The 20,606-nt window shown below is 59.6% G+C and carries 15 protein-coding genes; 5 read left to right on the top strand and 10 right to left on the bottom strand.

Annotation, left to right across the window (positions count from 1 at the left end; all coding sequences use genetic code 11):
- Positions 1 to 148: 148 nt before the first annotated feature.
- Positions 149 to 2,581, bottom strand: coding sequence for a PAS domain-containing sensor histidine kinase (locus AEAC466_RS23785; protein ID WP_023456190.1), 2,433 nt, complete (start codon positions 2,579 to 2,581; stop codon positions 149 to 151).
- A gap of 186 nt (positions 2,582 to 2,767) precedes the next feature.
- Between AEAC466_RS23785 and AEAC466_RS23780 the strand changes: the two genes are divergently transcribed.
- Positions 2,768 to 3,340, top strand: a complete 573-nt coding sequence (locus tag AEAC466_RS23780; RefSeq protein ID WP_023456189.1) for a hypothetical protein — start codon at positions 2,768 to 2,770, stop codon at positions 3,338 to 3,340.
- A gap of 27 nt (positions 3,341 to 3,367) precedes the next feature.
- Here AEAC466_RS23780 and AEAC466_RS23775 read toward each other — a convergent pair whose 3' ends face one another.
- On the bottom strand, positions 3,368 to 3,943 hold the full coding sequence (locus AEAC466_RS23775) for an ActR/PrrA/RegA family redox response regulator transcription factor (RefSeq protein WP_023456188.1): 576 nt from the start codon (positions 3,941 to 3,943) through the stop codon (positions 3,368 to 3,370).
- Positions 3,944 to 3,948: 5 nt separating this feature from the next.
- Entirely contained in the window at positions 3,949 to 5,346 is a 1,398-nt protein-coding gene (locus AEAC466_RS23770) for an ActS/PrrB/RegB family redox-sensitive histidine kinase (RefSeq protein WP_023456187.1), read from the bottom strand.
- Positions 5,347 to 5,358: 12 nt separating this feature from the next.
- Here AEAC466_RS23770 and AEAC466_RS23765 point away from each other — a divergent pair, with 12 nt between their 5' ends.
- The 3 genes from AEAC466_RS23765 to AEAC466_RS23755 all read left to right on the top strand — a co-directional run bounded on the left by AEAC466_RS23765 (position 5,359) and on the right by AEAC466_RS23755 (position 8,075).
- Positions 5,359 to 5,976 carry an SCO family protein gene (locus AEAC466_RS23765; protein WP_023456186.1) on the top strand — a complete coding sequence of 206 codons (618 nt, stop codon included), beginning with the start codon at positions 5,359 to 5,361 and terminating at the stop codon, positions 5,974 to 5,976.
- Between the two features lie 115 nt (positions 5,977 to 6,091).
- Positions 6,092 to 7,342, top strand: coding sequence for a polyhydroxyalkanoate depolymerase (locus AEAC466_RS23760; RefSeq protein ID WP_023456185.1), 1,251 nt, complete (start codon positions 6,092 to 6,094; stop codon positions 7,340 to 7,342).
- Positions 7,326 to 8,075 (top strand): M48 family metallopeptidase, encoded by a 750-nt coding sequence (locus AEAC466_RS23755; RefSeq protein WP_031237969.1) that lies wholly within the window; start codon positions 7,326 to 7,328, stop codon positions 8,073 to 8,075. Before AEAC466_RS23760 ends, AEAC466_RS23755 begins: the two co-directional genes overlap by 17 nt.
- 114 nt (positions 8,076 to 8,189) lie before the next feature.
- Here the strand turns inward: AEAC466_RS23755 and AEAC466_RS23750 are convergent, their stop codons facing one another.
- Positions 8,190 to 10,271, bottom strand: coding sequence for a transglycosylase domain-containing protein (locus AEAC466_RS23750; protein WP_023456183.1), 2,082 nt, complete (start codon positions 10,269 to 10,271; stop codon positions 8,190 to 8,192).
- Between the two features lie 344 nt (positions 10,272 to 10,615).
- Here AEAC466_RS23750 and AEAC466_RS23745 point away from each other — a divergent pair, with 344 nt between their 5' ends.
- Positions 10,616 to 12,178, top strand: coding sequence for a RecQ family ATP-dependent DNA helicase (locus AEAC466_RS23745; RefSeq protein WP_023456182.1), 1,563 nt, complete (start codon positions 10,616 to 10,618; stop codon positions 12,176 to 12,178).
- A 158-nt stretch (positions 12,179 to 12,336) separates the two neighbouring features.
- Here the strand turns inward: AEAC466_RS23745 and AEAC466_RS23740 are convergent, their stop codons facing one another.
- The 6 genes from AEAC466_RS23740 to rpsT form a co-directional block, all read right to left on the bottom strand.
- Positions 12,337 to 12,762, bottom strand: a complete 426-nt coding sequence (locus AEAC466_RS23740; RefSeq protein ID WP_023456181.1) for a diacylglycerol kinase family protein — start codon at positions 12,760 to 12,762, stop codon at positions 12,337 to 12,339.
- A gap of 124 nt (positions 12,763 to 12,886) precedes the next feature.
- Positions 12,887 to 15,337: a DNA topoisomerase (ATP-hydrolyzing) subunit B gene (gene gyrB / locus AEAC466_RS23735; RefSeq protein ID WP_023456180.1), complete on the bottom strand. Its 2,451-nt coding sequence runs from the start codon at positions 15,335 to 15,337 to the stop codon at positions 12,887 to 12,889.
- A gap of 14 nt (positions 15,338 to 15,351) precedes the next feature.
- Positions 15,352 to 16,497 carry a DNA replication/repair protein RecF gene (recF, locus tag AEAC466_RS23730; RefSeq protein WP_023456179.1) on the bottom strand — a complete coding sequence of 382 codons (1,146 nt, stop codon included), beginning with the start codon at positions 16,495 to 16,497 and terminating at the stop codon, positions 15,352 to 15,354.
- A gap of 58 nt (positions 16,498 to 16,555) precedes the next feature.
- Positions 16,556 to 17,677, bottom strand: a complete 1,122-nt coding sequence (dnaN, locus tag AEAC466_RS23725; protein ID WP_023456178.1) for a DNA polymerase III subunit beta — start codon at positions 17,675 to 17,677, stop codon at positions 16,556 to 16,558.
- A gap of 139 nt (positions 17,678 to 17,816) precedes the next feature.
- The gene (dnaA, locus tag AEAC466_RS23720; RefSeq protein WP_031237968.1) at positions 17,817 to 19,250 is read right to left on the bottom strand and encodes a chromosomal replication initiator protein DnaA; all 1,434 of its coding nucleotides are present in this window, start codon (positions 19,248 to 19,250) and stop codon (positions 17,817 to 17,819) included.
- A gap of 898 nt (positions 19,251 to 20,148) precedes the next feature.
- On the bottom strand, positions 20,149 to 20,418 hold the full coding sequence (rpsT, locus tag AEAC466_RS23715; protein WP_023456176.1) for a 30S ribosomal protein S20: 270 nt from the start codon (positions 20,416 to 20,418) through the stop codon (positions 20,149 to 20,151).
- Positions 20,419 to 20,606 lie beyond the last annotated feature (188 nt).

Below are 20,606 nucleotides of genomic sequence, written 5' to 3'. Positions count from 1 at the left end.
GACATGAAAGCCTTTAGGGCAATGACGCCATATCACGGTGATCGATGCCGAAGGCTAGAGGGCCTGTTCAGCAAATCAGACCTGGTCAGCGCCCTCTTTCATGCCGGTCAATCCGTTCGAGTCACCGGCGTGCAACCTTACGCAGACCTTAAGCCACGCCGGCGACCGTCCCATCATCCGTATCGGAAGATCCGGCTTCGGCCGGTGACTCCACGGATATGCTCGTCGCCGTTTCGGGAGCCGCTTGCCCGGCCCTACCCTGTCCGGGCAGATGAATTTTGAAACTGGCGCCTTCGTTCGGTTCGGACTCGAGGGTGATCCAGCCTTCGTGCAACTCGACGAGCGCCTTTACCAGCGCCAGGCCCAGGCCCGGTCCGCCGCGTTCACGACCGATATAGCGGTCGAAAATATGCGCCTGCACATGATAGGGGATGCCTCGCCCGGTATAGGCCACTTCCAGAATCAGGTTGTCCTCGTCCTTGCGGGCATCAAGGCGAACCGATCCGCCGCTGGTGGCGTTGCGTATAGCGTTGCCGAGCAGGTGCTCCAGGCATTGTCCCAGCCGCTTGGCGTCAACGCGAACCGTGCCCGTTTCCTTAACTCCGGTATAGTCGAAATGAACACCGCGCGCCTTGAATGTGTCGGCTAACCGGGTGCCAACCTCGGCGACGATATCAAGCAAGCGGACATCTGTTCGGGTGATCGACATTTCACCGGCGTCGATCTGGGCCATGTCGAGGACGTCATCGATCGACCGCGCCAGTTCCTGCGCCGCCGACTGAATCGAATCCAGGAACGCCTTCTGTTTCGGATTGTCGTTGGTCTGCGCCTGCAACAGGTCGGCATAGCCGACAATGGTGGTCAGGGGCGTGCGTAGTTCATAGGACACGTTGGCAACGAAGTCGCGCTTCAGGCGGACCGATTCATTAAGCGCCTCGTCGCGCGCATCGATGGCCTTTTCAAGCTGGCGCGTGGCGGTGATATCGGAAAACGCCACCAAGGTCGCACCGTCCGGCAAGGGCTGAGTGCGCCATTGCGCCAGACGGCCGTCCGAAATCTTCACCTCGCCCAGTTGCGGCGCGCGGGCCAGCGGATCGGTATCGGTCACCCGCGCCTTCAGTTCGGCCCAAAAGCCCCGGTCATGCACCAGGGGCAGGCACAGTTCCGCCAGGTCAGCGAAATCCATGACCGCCGTAATGTCTTCGGCCTGAAGATTCCAGAACTTGTCGAAAGCCAGGTTGCGCAGGCGCAGGCGACCATCGGAGCCGTAGACCGAAACGGCATCGTTGAGCTGATCGAGCGTCGATTTCTGGACCTGGATCAACGCATTGAACTGGGCCTTCAGCTTGAGTTCGCCCGTCTTGTCCGAAAACAGGATCAACAGCCCGCCAAGCGGATGCGGCTGGCGCACGACGCGCAGCGAGCGTCCGTCCGGCAGGCTCCACATTTCATCGTCAGCAGTATGGGTCAGCCCGAAGAATTCCGACTCACGCGTCTTGAAACCGCTGTAATCGCTGGTTTCCGGTAGGCGGCGTTTCTGGCGCAGGCGGTCGAGCCATTCCCCATGGGTCGGCCGCTCCGCCAGCCAGGCCGGTTCCAGATCCCACAATTTTTCAAACGCACGATTGTGGAAGGTCAGTTGTTTTTCCGCCCCGAAGATAGCCACTGCGTCTTCGAGCGCATCAAGGGTTTCATCGTGCGCCTTGGCGTGGCGTTTCAGCGCCTCGCGGCTTTCTTCGGCCTCCGTAACATCCAGCACATAGGCGCAGACATAGGCTTCGTTGAGCGGCTCGGCGATAACCTGGAAGGCGCGGCGCTGCCCCCCGACGGTCAACCAACGGAAGCCTTCGCGGCGAGTCCGCTGCTCCAGCGCTTCAACGACAAGACCATCGACATTGCGATCAAGCGTCAGGTTGGCCTGCACCGCCTGTTCGAGGTTGGTCGCCTCGACCGCCTTCAGCCAAGCCGCATTGGCCCAAACGACGCGGCCGTCGCGCGCGCAAATCCAGCAGGGCGCCGGCAGGTGTTCCGCCATCTGGGCAAAGGGGCCGGACGACAGAGAGGCACGCGCACCGGCAATGGCCAGTCGAATCCAGGCGGTGGCGCCGGACGATTTACCCTCAACAATAACCGTCAGGCCGGCATTTTTTTGCTGCCCGTCACCGGTCAGGCCCTTCGGCGTCTCGGCAAAGACTTCGAACCGGCACCACTTGCCTTGAGAGATCAGTTCTTTCAGGCCGTCAGCCGCTTCGGTGGAGGTATCGCCCAGAGCCCGCACGACCTGAGGCGCGATGTCGCCGTCAGCGGCCTTGATACCCAAGGCCTCGGCGCATTGTTGCAAGGTGTCGTCGCCCCAGACCAGGCGAACCGTGTCGCCCTCAACGGCCAGGAAGGCTTCGTCGAAGGCCGTCGTCGCGGCATCGAGCTCGCGCAACATGACATCCTTGGCCGATAGGTCAGCCTTCAGCGTTTCGCGAGCCTTGGAAAAACGCGTGCGGTTGCGCAGGGCCAGCCACGTGGTGGACAGGGCCAGAGCCATGCCACCAGCGGCAGCGGTATAGGCGATAGTGGCAATAGCCATAAGGGCATCCGCATACGAATCACTGAAAATCCGACTATAGAGCAAGTTGTGGAGGCTGTAAAAAAACGCGCCTAGGAACACGCTCGCCATCAATTCAAAATAAATTTTGTCCCGCCAATGAACGAAAAATTTGCCACAACCAGGTATTAGGGTCTAGGTTACACCCCGATCAAAACGTGAACATCCATGCCGCTTATCGCCTATCCCATCGCCACGGACGCCCCCGATGTCCTGACCCGGCTAAAGGCCGGTGCGCTGGCGCGCGCTGTGCGCGAAAAGGAAGCGGAAATAACTGCTGACGCTCGCGTCGCCTTCGTTACCGAACCAGCGGGACCGGTTTACGAAACCAAGGACGCTGCCCTGGCAGCCTATGCCGGCCTGTTGACCGACGACAATCGCTTTTGTCAGTTGGTCTGCCGGCCGCGCGACATGAAACGGCTGGCGTCCAAACCGCTCAAGCCGATTTTCAAGGACGGTGAACGTTGGCCCAAAAAGGAACCCGTGGCGACCGTCTGGCAATTATCGGTCAGCTATTGGAAAATTCTGACGGTCGCCCAGGTTCGGGCGGCCGGATTGCCGCCCGTCGGTCAAGCGCGCCATCTGCGCAAGAAATCGACCGGTAAGGACCTGACCCCCGAAGAGATCATAGCGCTGTCGCAAGGTCCGCTTCTGGCTGCACGGCCGCAAAAGGCGCTCGATTTCGGCCTGTTCGATTTTCCGCTGCCGGAAAATCCCGGCATCATCATAGCGGACGAATAACACCCGCAGATCCCGTGCTTTTCTAAGCTATTTGGGCGCGCGTTTGGCCAGGATCCGTTGCAGAGTCCGGCGATGCATGTTCAGCCGACGCGCGGTTTCCGACACGTTCTGACCGCACAGGGCGTAGACGCGCTGAATATGTTCCCAACGCACGCGATCGGCCGACATCGGGTTTTCCGGCGGCGGCGGCGCATGATCTTCGACCGCCAGCAGCGCCTTCACCACATCGTCGGCGTCGGCAGGCTTGGACAGGTAGTCAATAGCCCCCGACTTCACCGCGGCCACGGCGGTGGCGATATTGCCATAGCCGGTCAACATGATCGCCCGCGCGTCAGGGCGCTTTTTGTGCAGGGCTTCTACCGCCTGGAGCCCATTGCCGTCTTCCAGACGCATGTCCATCACCGCGAAGGCGGGCGGCGTCGCGGCGATGATGTCCATGGCCTGATGCACGCCTTCTGCGACGATGACGGTAAAGCCGCGCGTTTCCAGAGCCCGCGCCAGACGTGTGCGGAACGGTGCATCGTCGTCCATCAGCAGCAGGGTTTTGTCGCCCAATCCGGCAATCGCGTTTTTCAGCGTCTCATGAGGGTCGGAAGCGTCCATAGAAGTTACCTTTCGCCTTTCGGCACTAAAATATCGATTTGGTCGCGCGGCCACAAGGCCCGGACATAGGCGCCGCCTTCCGGCCGATTGCCGAAAGTGACCGTGGCGCCCGTATGTTCACACAGGGTCTTGGCGATGAAAAAGCCCAGGCCCATGCCGGAATGGCTTTGTTCACCCAAAATCTTGCCTGGCTTTTGGCCAGGCTCGACCTGATACCGCGAAGAAATATAAGGTTCTCCCAGGCGCGACAATATGTCGGGCGCAAATCCGGGTCCATCGTCTACGATGGCAAGGCTGACATAGCCTTGCGTGACTTCGGCGACAATGTTGACTTCGGAGCGCGCGAAATCCACGGCATTTTCGATGAAGGCCGAAAAGGCGTGCAGCCATTCGGGCCGGCGGCGAATCAGCACGCGATTGCCGGCATCATCGACATCATCGGCCTCAACGGCAATATGAATGGCAACGCGCGCGCTGCGGTAAGGCTGAGCGGCACTTTCCAGGAACGCGGTCATCGGCATCTGGTCGTAGACGCTGTCGCGGGTTTCTGGCTTGGCCGACAGAGCTTTCAAGATGTCGCGGCACCTTTGGCTCTGAGAAACAAGCAACTCGGCGTCCTCGCGCAAGGGATCGTCGGGCTTCAGGCTATGCAGCATCTCCTTGGCCACCACCTGAATGGTGCCGAGCGGGGTGCCGAGCTCGTGCGCCGCCGCCGCCGCCAGACCGCCCAATGCCGACAGCCGGGTTTCCTTTTCAAGCACGGCCTGGGTCGCAGCAAGGGCGCGCTCCATCCGCGCCGATTCGAGCGCAGCCTGCCAGGCGTAACCGGCGGTGAAGACGATGCCGACGAGAATCGCGCTTAGGAAACCGATACGGTACATATGTGGCATGACGAATGTCAGGCCCGGTGTCCAAGGCAGGTCGAGGGACCAGAAAGCCAGCGCGATCGTCGCGCAAATAGCCACCACCACGACGGCCAAGCCATGCCGCGTGGGCAGGTTGGCCGCCGCCACCGTGGCCGGCGCAATGAGCATCAGGCAGAAGGGATTGTTCAACCCACCGGTGACACCCAGCAGCAAGGCCAGCTGTATGGCATCGAAACTGAGTTGCAGGGCCGCCTCCCATCCGCGCGCCCGCTGTGTGAACCGACGACCGAGCGACAGAATCAGGTTCAGCCACGCACTGCCCATAATGATGCCCAGACAGAGCCACAGCCGTATCGGGTAGCCGAAACCGAAAGCGATCACCAACACCATGGCCGTCTGGCCCAACACGGCCAGCCATCGCAGCATGATCAGGGTGCGCAGGCGCAGATGATCCTTTTCCCCGGCCGCAATGGGAGGTGCGACATCCGAGCCGTTTAAAAAGGCATTGATTTGGGTTAGGGTCTGTTTGACGAACACGAAAGTCCCTTCATGACCAAATTCCGACTGGCCGTAATCGCCGCCGCCTTCCTTTTGCTTATCGGCCTGGCGGCCGTCAACTGGTACAACAGCCTGCACCCAAGGGCAAATGGTGTTGTGTCGCAGGTCGACCCGAATGGGAGGCAAATCGGCGGCGCTTTCAAACTGGTCGATCAGGATGGTAAGCCGGTCGATGAATCTCTCCTGAAAGGCGAATGGACAGCCGTCTTTTTCGGCTATACCTACTGTCCGGACGTCTGTCCGTTGACGCTTCAATCCCTGGCCCGCACCAAGGCCGCCATGGGTGACAAGGCTGACCGTTTGCAGATTGTCTTCATAACCGTCGATCCCGAACGCGATACGCCGGCCAACCTCAAGGCCTATCTGGCCAGTGGCGGATTCCCCAAAGGCGTCATCGGCCTGACCGGCACCCGCGAGCAGATTGAAAAGGTAGAAAAGGCCTACGGAACCGTCGCCAGCAAGGTCGGCGACGGCGACACCTACACCTACAACCACACCTCGCTGGTATATCTGATGAACCCGCAAGGGCAGTTCAGCGGTCCGTTGATGCGCGACCTGCCGCCCGAACAAAGCGCCAAACAGATCGAGGACCTGATGCAGGGACGGTAGTGTCCGACCCGTTTTTGGTGCAGCGCAGCATATTTTTATTAAATTCGTCTCGTAATGAATTGGCAGGACTACCATGTTAGTGTTAGTTAACGCTAACGGTAACAGAGTTCCCATCATGCTTTATTCGTTGCACGAATATGCCTATTACACCGCCGCCCCCATGCGGGCGCTGGCGCAGATGACCCGGGACTTCTGGGGTTCGCCTCTCAATCCGGCATCGGATACGGCCATCGGCCGGACCCTCTACGCCTCGGCGGAGTTGTTCAGTAACGTCACCAAACGTTACGGCAAGCCAGAGTGGGGCATCGATAAGGTCCAGATCAACGGCAAAGACGTACGGGTTTCGATCATCGAGGATTGGGTCAGTCCGTGGTGCCGCCTCCTGCGGTTTCAGCGTGACGCCTCGGATTTGCGCCGCGCCAAGCGCAAGACCAGCGCGCCGGCGGTCCTGATCGTCGCCCCGTTATCCGGACACTATGCTACCCTGCTGCGTGGCACGGTCCAGGAATTCCTGCTCGATCATGACGTCTATATCACCGACTGGATCAATGCGCGTCAGGTGCCCGTTCTGGAAGGCCGTTTCGACTTCTATTCCTACATGGATCACATCCGCGACATGCTGACCGCCATCGGTTCGCGCACCCATGTCGTGGCGGTTTGCCAACCGGGACCGCCGGTCCTAGCCACGGCCTGCCTGATGAGCGAAGACAATGATCCGTGCCGTCCGGCGTCTATGACCTTCATGGGCTCGCCTATCGACGCCCGCTTCAATCCGACTGTGACCAACGACCTGGCCCAGGAAAAGCCGTTTACCTGGTTCAAATCGAACATGATCCATACCGTGCCGCCGCCCTATCCCGGGCTCGGCCGCCGCGTATATCCGGGGTTTGTTCAGCTCTACAGCTTCATGAGCATGAACGAGGAACGTCACACAGACGCGCATTGGGATTACTTCAACTCCCTTGTCACCGACGACGGCGACGGCGCGCAAAAGCACCTGGAATTCTATGACGAATACCTGTCCGTCCTCGACCTGACCGAAGAATTCTACCTCCAGACCATCGACCTGGTGTTCCAGAAGTTCGCCTTGCCCAAAGGAGAACTGGTCCATAAGGGCCGTATCGTCGATACCAAGGCCATCACCGACATCGCCCTGATGACGGTCGAAGGCGAAAAGGACGATATTTCGGGCGTCGGTCAGACACAGGCCGCGCACGCCATGTGCCCAAATATTCCGGAAGACCAGAAACTTCTGTATGTTCAGAAGGGCGCCGGTCACTATGGTGTCTTCAATGGTCGTCGCTTCCGTGAGGAAATCTATCCGCGCATTCGCGACTTCATCGCTCAAAATGATAAGCTCGCTTAAGGCGCTATTGAAGCCTGAGCCCGGATACGCGCCCGGCGACGTTCTCGATTTCGGCGCTTACAAGTTGCGCCTGAAGGTCAATGAGCGAGCGCGCCGGATTTCCCTGCGCATCGATAACAAGACCGGCGAGGCCGTCGTCACCGCCCCCCGCCCAAAGCATCTGAAGGATGCCGTCGATTTCGCGCGCACACGACACGACTGGATTCTGGAGCACCGTCGCGACCAGCCGGCGCCGGAGCGGTTCGCGCCCGGCGTCGTCATCCATATCCGCGGCCAAGCCGTCACCTTGTCCGAAAAGGCCGGTGTCATAACCGCCCGTCCGATCCAGGCGGAAGACGGCACTTGGCAATTGGTGACAAGCGGCGACGAAAGTCTGTTTTCCCGCCGTATTGAACGCTACTTGCGCCAACAGGCGCTAAAGACCCTTCAGGCCGAAACAGACCGGTTCGCGGGCATGCTGGGGGTATCCGGAGTCCGCATTTCCCTGTTCGATGCCCGAGGGCGCTGGGGGTCGTGCACCCCTTCACGTAAAACGATCCGCTATAGCTGGCGGGTTATTCTGGCGCCGCCCCACGTGCTGGAATATCTCGCCGCGCATGAATGCGCTCATCTACGCCATCCCGACCATTCCGACCGCTTCTGGACTGAAGTCACGGGCCTGTTCGGCGACTACAGGGCCGCCCGCAAATGGCTCAAAACCAACGGCCATACGCTGTTTCGATATAACGGTTAATCGCCACACACAGCGACCCTTGCAGAAGTGCGTTAAAAAACAAAACGCTCCGGACATTGGCCCGGAGCGTTTTGCTTGAATTAGAACGCCTCGTCTAAGATACAGAGCTGCCGGTTATTGGCTTTTCTTCTGCACTTCCGAGAACAGATCGTCGGCGGTCTGCGATTTCGTCGGCTTTTCCTCCGGGTTGGGTATCGGCTTCATGGTCACGATGGGCGGCGGTTCACCCGATCCGTTGTCATTTGCTGCCTGAGACGCCGCCACGACGTCGGCCTGGGTGCCCAGAAGGCCACGTAGGGCATCCTCGGCAACAGGCGTCAGCGGACCTTCGGCTGGTGGTCCTTCCGGAATGGCGCTGACCTGAATACGTTTCAGGGCGGAGATCATATAGGCTTTCCAGATCGCCGCCGGCGTGCTCCCGCCCGTTACCTTGCCCCTCATGATGGTATTGTCGTCGCGGCCTACCCAGACGATGGTCACGAACCCACCCGTAAAGCCGTCGAACCAGGCATCGCGATAGTCGCTGGTCGTACCGGTCTTGCCAGCAATATCGTAGCCCGCAATACGCGCACCGCCACCGGAGCCGCTCTTCATGACTTCGCGCATCATCAGGTTCATGTTCGACAGGGCCGGATTGCTGACAACGCGCACGCGGCCGCCATCTTCGCCCGGATCACGATATTGATATAGGACCTTACCCGACGCCGTCCGAATGCGGATGACACCGTGCACCGTGGCGCGATAACCGCCGTTGGAGAAGGGGATATAGGCCTGCGCCATCTCAAGCGGCGTGACTTCGGATGTCCCCAGCGCCATGGCCGGATCGGTATTGATCTTCGACGTCAGCCCCATCCGCTTGGCGGTGCGGGCGACGTTGTCACGGCCGACATCATTAGCCAGACGGGCGGCGACCGTATTAATCGATTGGGCCAGGGCGGTTTTCAGATCGATCAAGCCAAGATATCTCTTGGTGTAGTTTTCAGGCGCCCAATTGCCGATGCTGTAGGGTTCGTCAACCACTGGCGTACTCGGCTGATAGCCAGCTTCCATGGCGGTCAGATAGACGAACGGCTTGAACGACGAACCGGCCTGGCGGTGGGCATCGGTTGCACGGTTGAATTGCGACTCGCCATAGGACACCCCGCCAATGAGGGCGCGGATACGGCCTTCGCCATCCACCGAGACGACTGCGGCCTGCTGCACACCTTTTTTGGCGTCGCGCGCCATGATCGTTTGGACGGCGCGCTCGGCATCCGTCTGGATCGGCAGGTCGAGCGTGGTTTCGACGATCAGGTCTTCGGTATTCTTCGGATCGACCAGGGTGCGAATGTCGCGGTCAAGCCAATCAATGAAGTATTGGGCATGAGCGGAGGCCAGGGTCTTAGACACACTGATCGGCGTCTTGAGTGCTTCCAGGCGTTCTTCGGGCGTGATCACCTTCGACTGCACCATTTCATCCAAAACGATGCCTGCGCGCTTGCCGGCCCGTTCCTGATCGGACAGGGGCGAATAGGAATTGGGCGCCTTCATCAAGCCGGCCAACATGGCGGCTTCACCGACCGTGAGGTTTTTGGCCGGCTTGTTGAAGTAGCGTTGCGACGCGGCTTCTATGCCGTAGGCCCCGGCGCCGAAATAAACACGATTGAGGTAGAGTTCCAGAATCTGCTTCTTGGTGTACTTGTGTTCCAGCCACACCGCAATCATCAGTTCCTGAACCTTACGCTTGTAATTCTGGTCGGCGGACAGGAACAGATTTCGCGCCAATTGCTGCGTGATCGTCGACCCGCCAGACAGGTTGGCGCCCTTGCGCTTGGTCAGGTTCCGCAGCACAGCGCGTCCCATGCCGACCGGATCGAAACCCGGATGGGTAAAGAAGCGGCGGTCCTCGATCGCCACGAAGGCCAGGGGCACGTAATCAGGCAATTCACCCAGCTTCACCGGGGCAGCCGCCTGACTGCCGCCGCGCACGGCGATCAGGGCGCCGGAACGGTCCAGATAGGTAATCGACGGCTGTTTGGCCGGATGGTCGAGCGAGGAGATATCGGGCAGGTCTATCGCCATGAAGCCGATAAAGGCCACAGCGAAGAAGATCGCCCAGATGCTGAGGACAGTTCCCCAATACAGGATCGCCTGGAGCGGCGTCCGCCGGCTTGATCTTTTTGCCCCACCCACGTCCGGGTCCCGACCGTTCGCCATTCAGCAAATCCTCACTCAAAAAACTCCGATCGCAGGCAGCGCCGCCAATCGAGGCGCGTATCTATAGCCAAACCTGATCAGGATGTCGCGTTAAACATATGTTACGGCAGCCCGCCCACGGCATCGCCCATGCCGTTTGTCAGACTGACTTGCCAGACTACTTTGAATGCCGGATTCGCCCCCCGACATCTCCTCATACATTATCCCGGCAATTTTGGCAAAACCAAGGTCGCCGCATGTATAGCCATGATTGGCCGGATGGCGGTTCATTTGGCGATCAACTCTTATGGTCGCTTTGGTAATTGACCCTTGGCGGGCCGGGCAAAGCACCCTAACTTGCGATCATGCCCTCCGTAACCCTCGACCGCCCCGCGCTGACCGACAAACTGGCGCGCGCCGAAGACATCTTGCGCACCGTTTTCGGCTATGAGGCGTTTCGCGGCAAACAGGCGGACGTTATCCATTCGATCCTGAGCGGCCGCGACACCCTGGCCGTGCTGCCGACCGGCGGTGGCAAAAGTCTGTGCTACCAGATTCCCGCCCTGGTAAGCGGCCGTATCGGCATCGTCATTTCCCCTCTCATCGCCCTGATGAGCGATCAGGTCATGGCGTTGAAAGCGCGCGGCGTCCGCGCCGAACGCCTAGATTCCAGCCAATCGATGGATGCACGCTACCAATTGTGGGACGACGCGCGCGACGGCAATCTCGACCTGCTCTACCTGTCGCCGGAGGCGCTGGCGCCATTCGTCCTTGACCGTCTCGTCAAGCTGAAGCCCTCTATCATCGCCATCGACGAAGCCCACTGCATCAGCCAGTGGGGCCATGACTTCCGGCCGGAATACCGCGCGCTCGGCCAACTGAAATCCCTGCTGCCGGACGTTCCGACCCTGGCGCTCACCGCCACCGCCGACGCGCACACGCGCACCGATATCAAGGCCGCCCTGCACATAGAGGACGCCACCGAAATCGTCGCCGGCTTCGACCGCCCTAATCTCAGCTTGCGCTTCGTTCGCCGCAAGGGCGCTATCCTGAAGGCGATCAGCGATATCTTGCGCCGGCAAAAAAACGCCACGGGTATCATCTATTGCGGGTCACGCGACGGCGCCGACAAATTGGCGCAAAATCTCGCCAAGGAGGGATATGCCACCCTCGCCTATCATGCCGGCCTGTCCCCGAGTGTTCGCGAAGAACGCCTGAAAGCCTTCATGACCGGCAAGGCCAAGATCATGGTCGCCACTATTGCCTTTGGTATGGGCATCAACAAAACCGACGTGCGCTTCGTCATTCACGCCGATCCGCCCTCATCGACCGAAGCCTATTGGCAGGAGGTCGGTCGGGCGGGCCGCGACGGCCAGCCAGCCTCCGGCGTCTGCTTTCACAATCCCGGCGATCTCGGCTGGGCAATCCGTCGCCTCAGCTTGCGCGAAAACGAAGGCGCAGCCGACCAGAGCGTGCAGAAGCAGAAGGCGCGCGACTTTTTCAAGATGGTGCTGGGTCACCAGTGTCGCAAATCGGCCATTCGCGAATATTTCGGCGAAGACCCCGGCGAACCCTGCCGGACCTGCGACAACTGTCTCAATCGCAGCCAGGTTGTCGATGTCACCACCCCGGCCCAGATGCTGATGTCGGCGCTCTATCGCCTCAACGGGCCGCGCGGACGCAAGAAGCTGATCGACCACGTTCTGGGCAAAGCAGAACGCAGCGATTACACCACCCGCGTCCAGACGTTCGGGATCGCTCGCGATTACGATGCAAGTGTCCTGACTCACGTCCTCGACCAATGCGAGGCCGCCGGCATCATCGAAGAAGAGCTGTACGACAACAAGATGCCTATTGTGGGCTTGAAAAACGCCGATTTGCTCAAATCGCTGTTCAAGGGCGACCTGACGTTTCAGGCTAAGCTTTAGAGCCTCATGCCGAAAAGTGGGACCCACTTTTCGGCATGAGGCGTTACAAAAAATTGGAGCCATGAGGCGGCTCAACTGAGCCGACGAAGGTTCTAGGTCGACGTACCGAAACGGCAGCAGCAGCGGCACGTCATGGGCTCCGGATATGACGCGCCATATCAGATCGAAATCGGTGCGCGGAACCGGTCAATCATCAATTCGACATAGGGCCACAGGGTGAAAAGCCCAATAAATATAGCAGCAACCACACAAATCAGAACCGCGCCCGCAGCGATATTTTTAGCCTGGCGGACCCCTCCAGACCATTCGGGCGATACCCAATCGCAGACATATTCGACCGCGGTATTGAAGGCTTCGGCCAGCCAAACCATGGCGATGGCCACGATCAACCAACGCCAGTCTTCGAGCCTGACCTGAAGAAATGACGCCAGGACGATGACAATGGCTGTCCCCGCAACATGTAACCAGGCATTGTGTTGCGCCTTCAGCATGAAGGTAATGCCACGCACCGCATGGGCCAGACTGCGCCAACGCGATGCCAGGCTGTACGTCTTTGGGCGGTTTGGCGTATTGCGATTGGTCATATTTTCTCTCTCACCGTTATCCGGCCATAACGCACCATAAATTCAGGACGGGAGTCAAAACAAACCCGGCCAAAATCGTCTGGCCGGGGTTTGTCGTATCATGAAACCTCAAGGCGCGGAGCGGTTATGCATCCACCGCGGCGTCGAGTGCGTTTTCCTGAATGAAGTCGCGGCGCGGCTCGACCAGATCGCCCATCAGCTTGGAGAACATTTCGTCAGCTTCGTCGGCGTGGTTGACCTTCACCTGCAACAGAGTGCGGGCATCCTTGTCGAGCGTGGTTTCCCACAACTGCTCGGCATTCATTTCGCCCAGGCCTTTATAGCGCTGGATGGTCATGCCCTTGCGTCCGGCATCGAGAACCGCGCCGAACAGGTCAAGCGGACCACGGATGTCCGTCGACTTGTCCTTACGCGTATAGATCGACATCTGTTCGTAAATGTCCCCCAGGCTGTCTGCCCGCTCACCCAGGCGGCGCGCATCCTGGCTATGCATCAGCGCATCATCGAGCACGATCGTTTCCGTTACACCGCGACGAACACGTTCGAAGACATAACCGCCGACGCCCGGCTTACCTTCGGTCACGCGCCAGGGACCGTCACCGTCCTGATTGAGCCGCGTCAAGCGCTGGGCCACCAGATCGAGATTGGCATGGTTGCTGAACAGACCACCCATGGCACCCTGTTCCAGGGCAAAGGCCGGAGCACGCATCGACAGGCGGTCGATGCTGCTCTTGAAGGCCTTGGCGGCGCGAATCTGTGCCTCCAGGTCATTGCCGACAATGCGTTCGCCCGTGCGCATCTCCAGCATGGCGTCGGTGACGCCTTCCTCTATGAGGTAATTATCTAGATCGGCATCGTCCTTGACGTAGCGCGCCGACTTGCCCTTTGCGACCTTATAGAGCGGCGGTTGGGCGATATAGAGGTAGCCCTTTTCGATGATCTCCGGCATCTGACGGTAGAAGAAGGTCAGAAGCAGGGTACGAATGTGCGCGCCGTCCACGTCGGCATCGGTCATGATGATGATTTTGTGGTAGCGCAGCTTTTCGATATTGAAGTCGTCACGACCGATACCGGCACCAAGCGCCGTGATCAGCGTACCAATCTGTTCGGACGACAGCATCTTATCAAAACGGGCACGCTCAACGTTCAGCACCTTACCGCGCAGGGGCAGGATGGCCTGGTTTTCGCGGTTGCGGCCCTGTTTGGCCGAACCGCCGGCGCTGTCACCTTCGACGATGAAGATTTCGGACTTGGCCGGATCACGTTCCTGACAGTCCGCCAGCTTGCCCGGCAGGGACGATATGTCGAGCGCCGATTTGCGGCGGGTCAGTTCGCGCGCCTTACGCGCCGCTTCGCGGGCTGCGGCGGCTTCAACGATCTTGGACACGATCTGCTTGGCTTCGGCCGGATTTTCTTCGAACCATTGCGACAGCTTGTCATAGACCAGCCCTTCGACGGCCGGACGCACTTCGGACGAAACCAGCTTGTCCTTGGTCTGGGAGGAGAACTTGGGGTCCGGCACCTTGACAGACAAGACGCAGGTCAGCCCTTCGCGCGCATCTTCGCCGGACACCGTGACCTTCTCGCGTTTGGCCGCACCGGACGATTCCATGTAATGAGTCATCACTCGGGTCAACGCCCCCCGGAAAGCGGCCAGATGGGTGCCGCCGTCACGCTGGGGGATGTTGTTGGTGAAGCACAGCATGGTTTCGTGGTAGCTGTCGTTCCATTGCAGGGCCAGATCGACCTCGATCTTCTCACGCACACCGCGCACCGCCAAAGGCTCCTTAAGCAGGGCGGTCTTGGCCTTGTCGAGGTGTTTGACGAACTCGATAACGCCGCCGTCATAATGCAGGATGATGTCGTAGGGTTCCGCCTCACGCAGGTCGGCAAACCGGATATGAACACCCGAATTGAGGAAGGCCAGCTCACGCAGGCGATGTTCAAGTGTCTTGCGGTCAAAATCGATAAAGGCAAACGTGCCCGTTTCTGGACCGGTTTTCAGCGACGGCAGGAAGGTCACGATCGTGCCGGTCAGCGGCTTGCCGTTTTCGCGCAAGGGCGCATCGCCGGTGGCACGCACCGATTCCGCCGTCTCGCCCAATTCGAAGCGTGAGTCGTATTGTTTGCCATTACGGAAGATGCGTAGCTTGACGTAATCGGAAAGAGCGTTGACGACCGAGACGCCAACCCCGTGCAGACCGCCGGAGACCTTATAACTGTTCTGGTCGAACTTACCGCCCGCATGGAGCTGAGTCATGATGACCTCGGCCGCCGATACGCCTTCGCCTTCGTGCATATCGACCGGCATGCCACGTCCGTCGTCGGAAACCGAACAGGAACCGTCGGCGTTGAGGATAACTTCGACGCGAGTAGCGTGACCGGCCAAGGCTTCGTCGATGGCGTTATCGACAACTTCGTAGACCATGTGGTGCAAACCGGAGCCGTCGTCGGTGTCGCCGATGTACATGCCGGGGCGCTTACGGACGGCGTCGAGACCCTTCAGCACCTTGATCGAATCAGCCCCGTAGGCGTTCGTCATGATTTCAGGATGGTCTTCAGCTTCATCAGCCATTTTTGGGTCCGTTTTTAATCAATAAATTCAACAAATTGCGCGCCATCCACACGCACCCCCAAGGCGCGCGATTTCAGGCCGTCAAACAGGCCCAAATCAGTGCCTGTAAAGACTGTTTGTAGGCCTAAAGCATGGGTCTCGTCAAACAATGCGTACCGCCGGATGGGGTCGAGGTGGGCTGCCACTTCGTCGAGCAGAAGGATAGGCCGGCTAAGGGATTCCGCCCGCCCGTCGCCGCCCGCCAGACGGGCGCCCTGGGCCAGGATGATATTAAGCAAAAGCGCCTTCTGCTCGCCGGTCGAACAGTCCGCCGCCGGACGATTTTTCTCACGGTGCTGGACCGCCAGGTCCATGCGATGGGGGCCGAAGAGCGAACGGCCCGCCGCCGCATCGCGCTCGCGCGCCCTGCGCAGACCCTCCGCGATGTGGGCAGGCAGATCATCTTCGATATCAGCGCCGGTCAGGGACAGGTCAGCCTTGGGGAAGGCGCTATGGTGCGTCTCTATCTCGCCTTGAAGGGCTATCATGGCGTCCCGGCGGGCCCCGATCATGCGTGCGCCGGTTTCGGCCAGTTTCTGCTCCAGGACGTTGAGCCAAGCCTCATCGGCGCCACGGCCGCTGGACACTGCCTCGGTGAGCAGCCTGAGGCGCTCGCGCAGGGCCTTTTCGTAAGCACTGACCGTCTGGGCATGCGCCGGTATGGCAGCATAGACCAGGCGGTCGAAAAAGCGCAGGCGTTCGGCGCGTGCTTCGATGAACAGACGATCCTGGGCGGGGGTCAGCCAGATAAGACGGACGTGATCGAGCAGCCGGGAAGCCGTGACAGTTTCGCCATCGATGCGCACCAGACGTTTATTGAGATCGCGGGGATCGGAGCCAGTGCCGAGATTGACCTCATCCTCGCCTTCGTGGAAGCGCGCCGCCACACCCCAGGCGCGCCCGCGCGGTTCGTCAGGCAGACGGCGCCCCAAGTCGCTGAAGGCGGCGCCACGCAGGCCGCGACCCGGATTGAGGACGCTAATGGCTTCGAGCAGGTTCGTCTTGCCCGCCCCGTTGGGGCCGTAGAGGTAGACCGATCGACCGGCCAGGGCGAAATCCAGCCGCTCATAGGAGCGGAATTCGGTCAGGGACAGATGCTGGAGCGCATGATTGGACGTCATCTCTCGTCCCTATTTTCCTGCAAACAGGGACGAGGGAAGGGCTTTGCGCATGTGGAAATTACACGCGCAGCGGCATCAGGACGTATTGGACGCCATTGTCGACCGGATCGAGCACCAGGGTGGGAGACGATGAGTCGGAGAAGCGCAGTTCGACGGAATCGCCACCGATCTGGCCCATGACGTCCATAATGTAGCGGGCATTGAAACCGATATCGAGAGTTTCGTTGTCATAATCGATTTCCGCTTCTTCGACGGCCTGCCCGGCCTCGATATTGCGGACCGACAAGGTCAGACGGCCGGTTTCGATGGTCATCTTTACCGAACGCGACTTTTCCGCCGAAATGGTCGAAACGCGGTCTACGGCCTTGGACAAAATGCCCGCATCGACCGACATGACCTTGTCGTTGTTCTTCGGGATGACCCGGCCGTAGTCGGGGAAGGAGCCATCGATAATCTTCGAGGTCAGTGAGGCATTACCGAACTGGAAGCGGATCTTTGCCGGCGAAACAGTCAGGTCGACATAGCCTGTGCCGTCGTCGAGCAGACGTCGCGCCTGATCGATCGTCTTGCGCGGGATAATGACGCCTGCGCCACCGATCGACCCTTCCGGGGCCGGCATTTCAGCCAAGGCCAGACGATGGCCATCGGTCGCGACAGCGCGCAGATAGTTGGAACCGTCTTCGGTGAGGGTATGCAGGAAAAGGCCATTCAGATAATAGCGGGTTTCTTCGGTCGACACGGCGAAGCGGGTCTTGTCGATCAGGCGCTTCAGGTCGTCGCGCAGGATCTGGTAAGAGACGCCTTCATGGTCGCCCGACATGATCGGGAAATCACCGGCCGGCAGGACCGGCAGGGCGAAGCGCGAACGGCCGGCCGAAACCGACAGGCGAGGATCGTCACCGGAGGCAAATTTCAGTTCGACATCGGCGCCGTCCGGCAATTTACGGACGATTTCGTAAAGGGTGTGGGCGGGGGCCGTGATCTGGCCCGGCACTTGAACCGAGGCTTCGGCGGTATCGACGATTTCCATATCGAGGTCGGTGGCCGAAAAGGACACCTGGCCACGTTCAGCCGACAGCAGGACGTTGGACAGGATGGGGATCGTGTTGCGGCGTTCAACGACGTTCTGGACGTGGCCGAGGGCTTTCAGGAGCGCGCCACGTTCGATGGTAAATTGCATCTTGTTATTCCTACCGGCCTGTTTTCCGACTTGCTGGAATACAGAGCCGGGAGGCGGACATTAGACGATCACGCGTAAAGATCAAGAAATACAAACAGCGGTTCGGAGCGTTTCGCCCCGAACCGCTTGCGGGTCCCAATCAGGTATTGCGCAGCTTACGCGTCAAGGCCTCGACGTCGCGTGCGATCTGGTCGTCGGCCTGGAGCAGTTCCTCGACCTTCTTGACGGCGTGCAGCACGGTCGTGTGGTCGCGCCCCCCAAAACGACGGCCGATATCAGGATAAGACCGGGTGGTATGTTGCTTGCAGAGCCACATGGCGACCTGGCGCGGACGGGCTACGGAACGGGTGCGGCGCTCGGACAACAGGTCGGCCTGCTTCAAACCAAAATGATCAGCGGTCAGTTTCTGAATTTCGTCAACCGTAACGCGGCGTTCGACGGCCACTTTCAAATTCGGCTGCAACAGCGCCATAGCTTCTTCCAAAGTCAAACTCCCAAGACGCGGCCCAGCGGACGCCACCAGAGTATTCACCGCGCCTTCAAGCTCACGGATCGACCCCGGCACACGCTCGGCCAGAAAATGTAAAACGTCGGCGCGCGGGGCCTGACCCGAACTGCCGATACGTTGCGACAATTGTTCGAGCTTACGCTCGATAATGCCCATACGCAGGCTCTGATCGGCCACATCGAGGGCGCAAACCAGTCCCGAGGACAGATGAGACCGCAGGCGCGCCTCGATCTCGGTCAGTTGCGACGGCGGACGGTCGGCGGTGAAGACCACGCGGCGATTGTTTTCAATCAGCGAGGTCAGCGTATGGAACAATTCTTCCTGCGATGATGTCTTTCCACCGATGAAATGGACATCGTCCACCAGTAGCAGATCGGCACCGCGCACCTCATCCTTGAAGGCAGCCGTGGACTTGTCCATCAGCGCCTTGACGAAGGTCGAGGTGAATTTTTCAGCGGTCAGGTAGACGATGCGCGCATCCGGACGACGCGACTGCGCCTCCCAGCCAATGGCGTTCAGCAGGTGGGTCTTTCCGTAGCCGTAGGGGCCATGAAAAAAGACCGGATTGAAGTGGCCATCCGCCCAGGATGCAACCTGGCGCGACATGGTGTAGGCGAATTCGTTGCCGCGGCCCGACACGAAGCTTTCGAAAGTTAGGCGTTCTTGCAGACCGCTGATGCGATTAGCGGCGATCTCGACGATCGGCATCTGCGGCGCGGCAGGCGCTGGCGCATCCACCACCGGCGTTTCGGCTGCCCCGGCGAGCGGAGCTTGCCGTGTCTGATCTTCGTATTCGACGCGCGACTTGATTTCCAGAACACGGGAATCCGGATCGTGCTGCGTCCAAAGCTCCTGCGCCCGACGTGCCGCATTGCGGGCAATCCAGTCGCGCGCATAGGCCGTCGGCGTTACCAGTACGGGATCGCCGTAAGGCCCCGGGCGGACGCTGGACGGCGCCACATAAGAATTGAAAGGCCCCTCACCCAACTCACGTCGGAGAATGGTTGCCACTTTGGACCATACCGTTTCAGGTAAAATCGGTGACCAGCTTTGTATGCTTGGCATTATTCTATCGCCCCGATCATTTGCCTTACCCACTTCAGTTACGCGTTACATGATCAAACGGCCCATCGGGGTTCTCCCGTACACGCCATCTGATCGCCCTGTTTCGGCCCCTGAGAACCTGCCTGAGAACCTGTACGAACGGTCGCCCCCTCACCACAAGGTCGTCGCCGCCGCGCGTCGTTACCGGATATCGACCAGCCACGCCGCGATAGTCTACCGGGAGCACACGCGCCAATTGCGAACCGCTTCGCGTGGGCGCCTCCGGATTTCGCCTTTTGAGCGAAAAATTTGCGCTCGGCTCAGCTAAAACCGCCAAGGGTCCGGTGTCTCGCCAGCGACACACCGGTTAGCGGAATTACAGGTCTCGGCGGATAGAGGAGACACGCTCCTCCCCGTCCGAAGAATAGGCTAAGCCGTCAATGTGGCCCTATCCGGGAAACGCGGCAAAATGCTACTTTCCTTACGATATAAGCCGTTGAGCCCTACAAACGCCTAAACCTTGATAGGTATCGGCACCTCTACGGCCCTCGCGTCCGGTGCGGACCGGACACCGCCGAAATCTTCCGTATCAGGAGGATGTCGGTGAGGGGTTCAAATTAGCGTTCTGGTCCCCGGGGTCAATAATCTTATTTATCAACAGGTGCTGATATTTTTATTGACTCCGATAACCTCTTCGCGCGCAACAAGAAATTAAGACAGTAATTCAGATTATTTTTCCCGCGCCCAAAACCCGCAAACGCCAGACAATAGAACACTCGCGTCCGCCGAAGCGTTCGTGAGTGAAAAAGCCATATATTTTCAGGATTTGAACACGGCCGATCGGGTAAACGACCCGATACGGTGTACAACAGGCATGAAAAAAGGCGACAGGCAGCAAAGCCCGTCGCCTTCAATCAGATCAGGCGGTGGCCAGCTTCTTCAGCTGAGAGGCCAGACGCGACACTTTACGCGAACCGGTATTCTTGTGAACGACGCCCTTCGTGACAGCACGCATCAGTTCCGATTGCGCTTCGACAAAGGCAGCCTTGGCAACCGCAGCGTCGCCACCGGCGAGCGCTTCTTCAAACTTGCGCACGAAGGTACGAACACGCGAACGGCGCGCCTTGTTGACTTCGGTACGGGCAGCGATCTTGCGGATCGCCTTACGGGCGCCAGGATTATTGGCCATTCATCACCTTACAGGACGAGAGATTGGGTTTATACCCCGGCGCCGTATCGAATTCGAAGGGCGCCGAGACGTGAATTTCAAGGGGGCGGGGTATAACCGAAGACATCTCCCCGGTCAATGCATTCGGCGTGTCTTTTCCGACTCCGGACGCAAAAATTATACACAGCTGTGATCGTTAACCAGAAAAC

Origin of the sequence: Asticcacaulis sp. AC466, from assembly GCF_000495815.1 — a bacterium.
In the GTDB taxonomy this organism is placed as follows: domain Bacteria; phylum Pseudomonadota; class Alphaproteobacteria; order Caulobacterales; family Caulobacteraceae; genus Asticcacaulis.
This window is presented reverse-complemented; position numbering and strand designations above follow the sequence as displayed.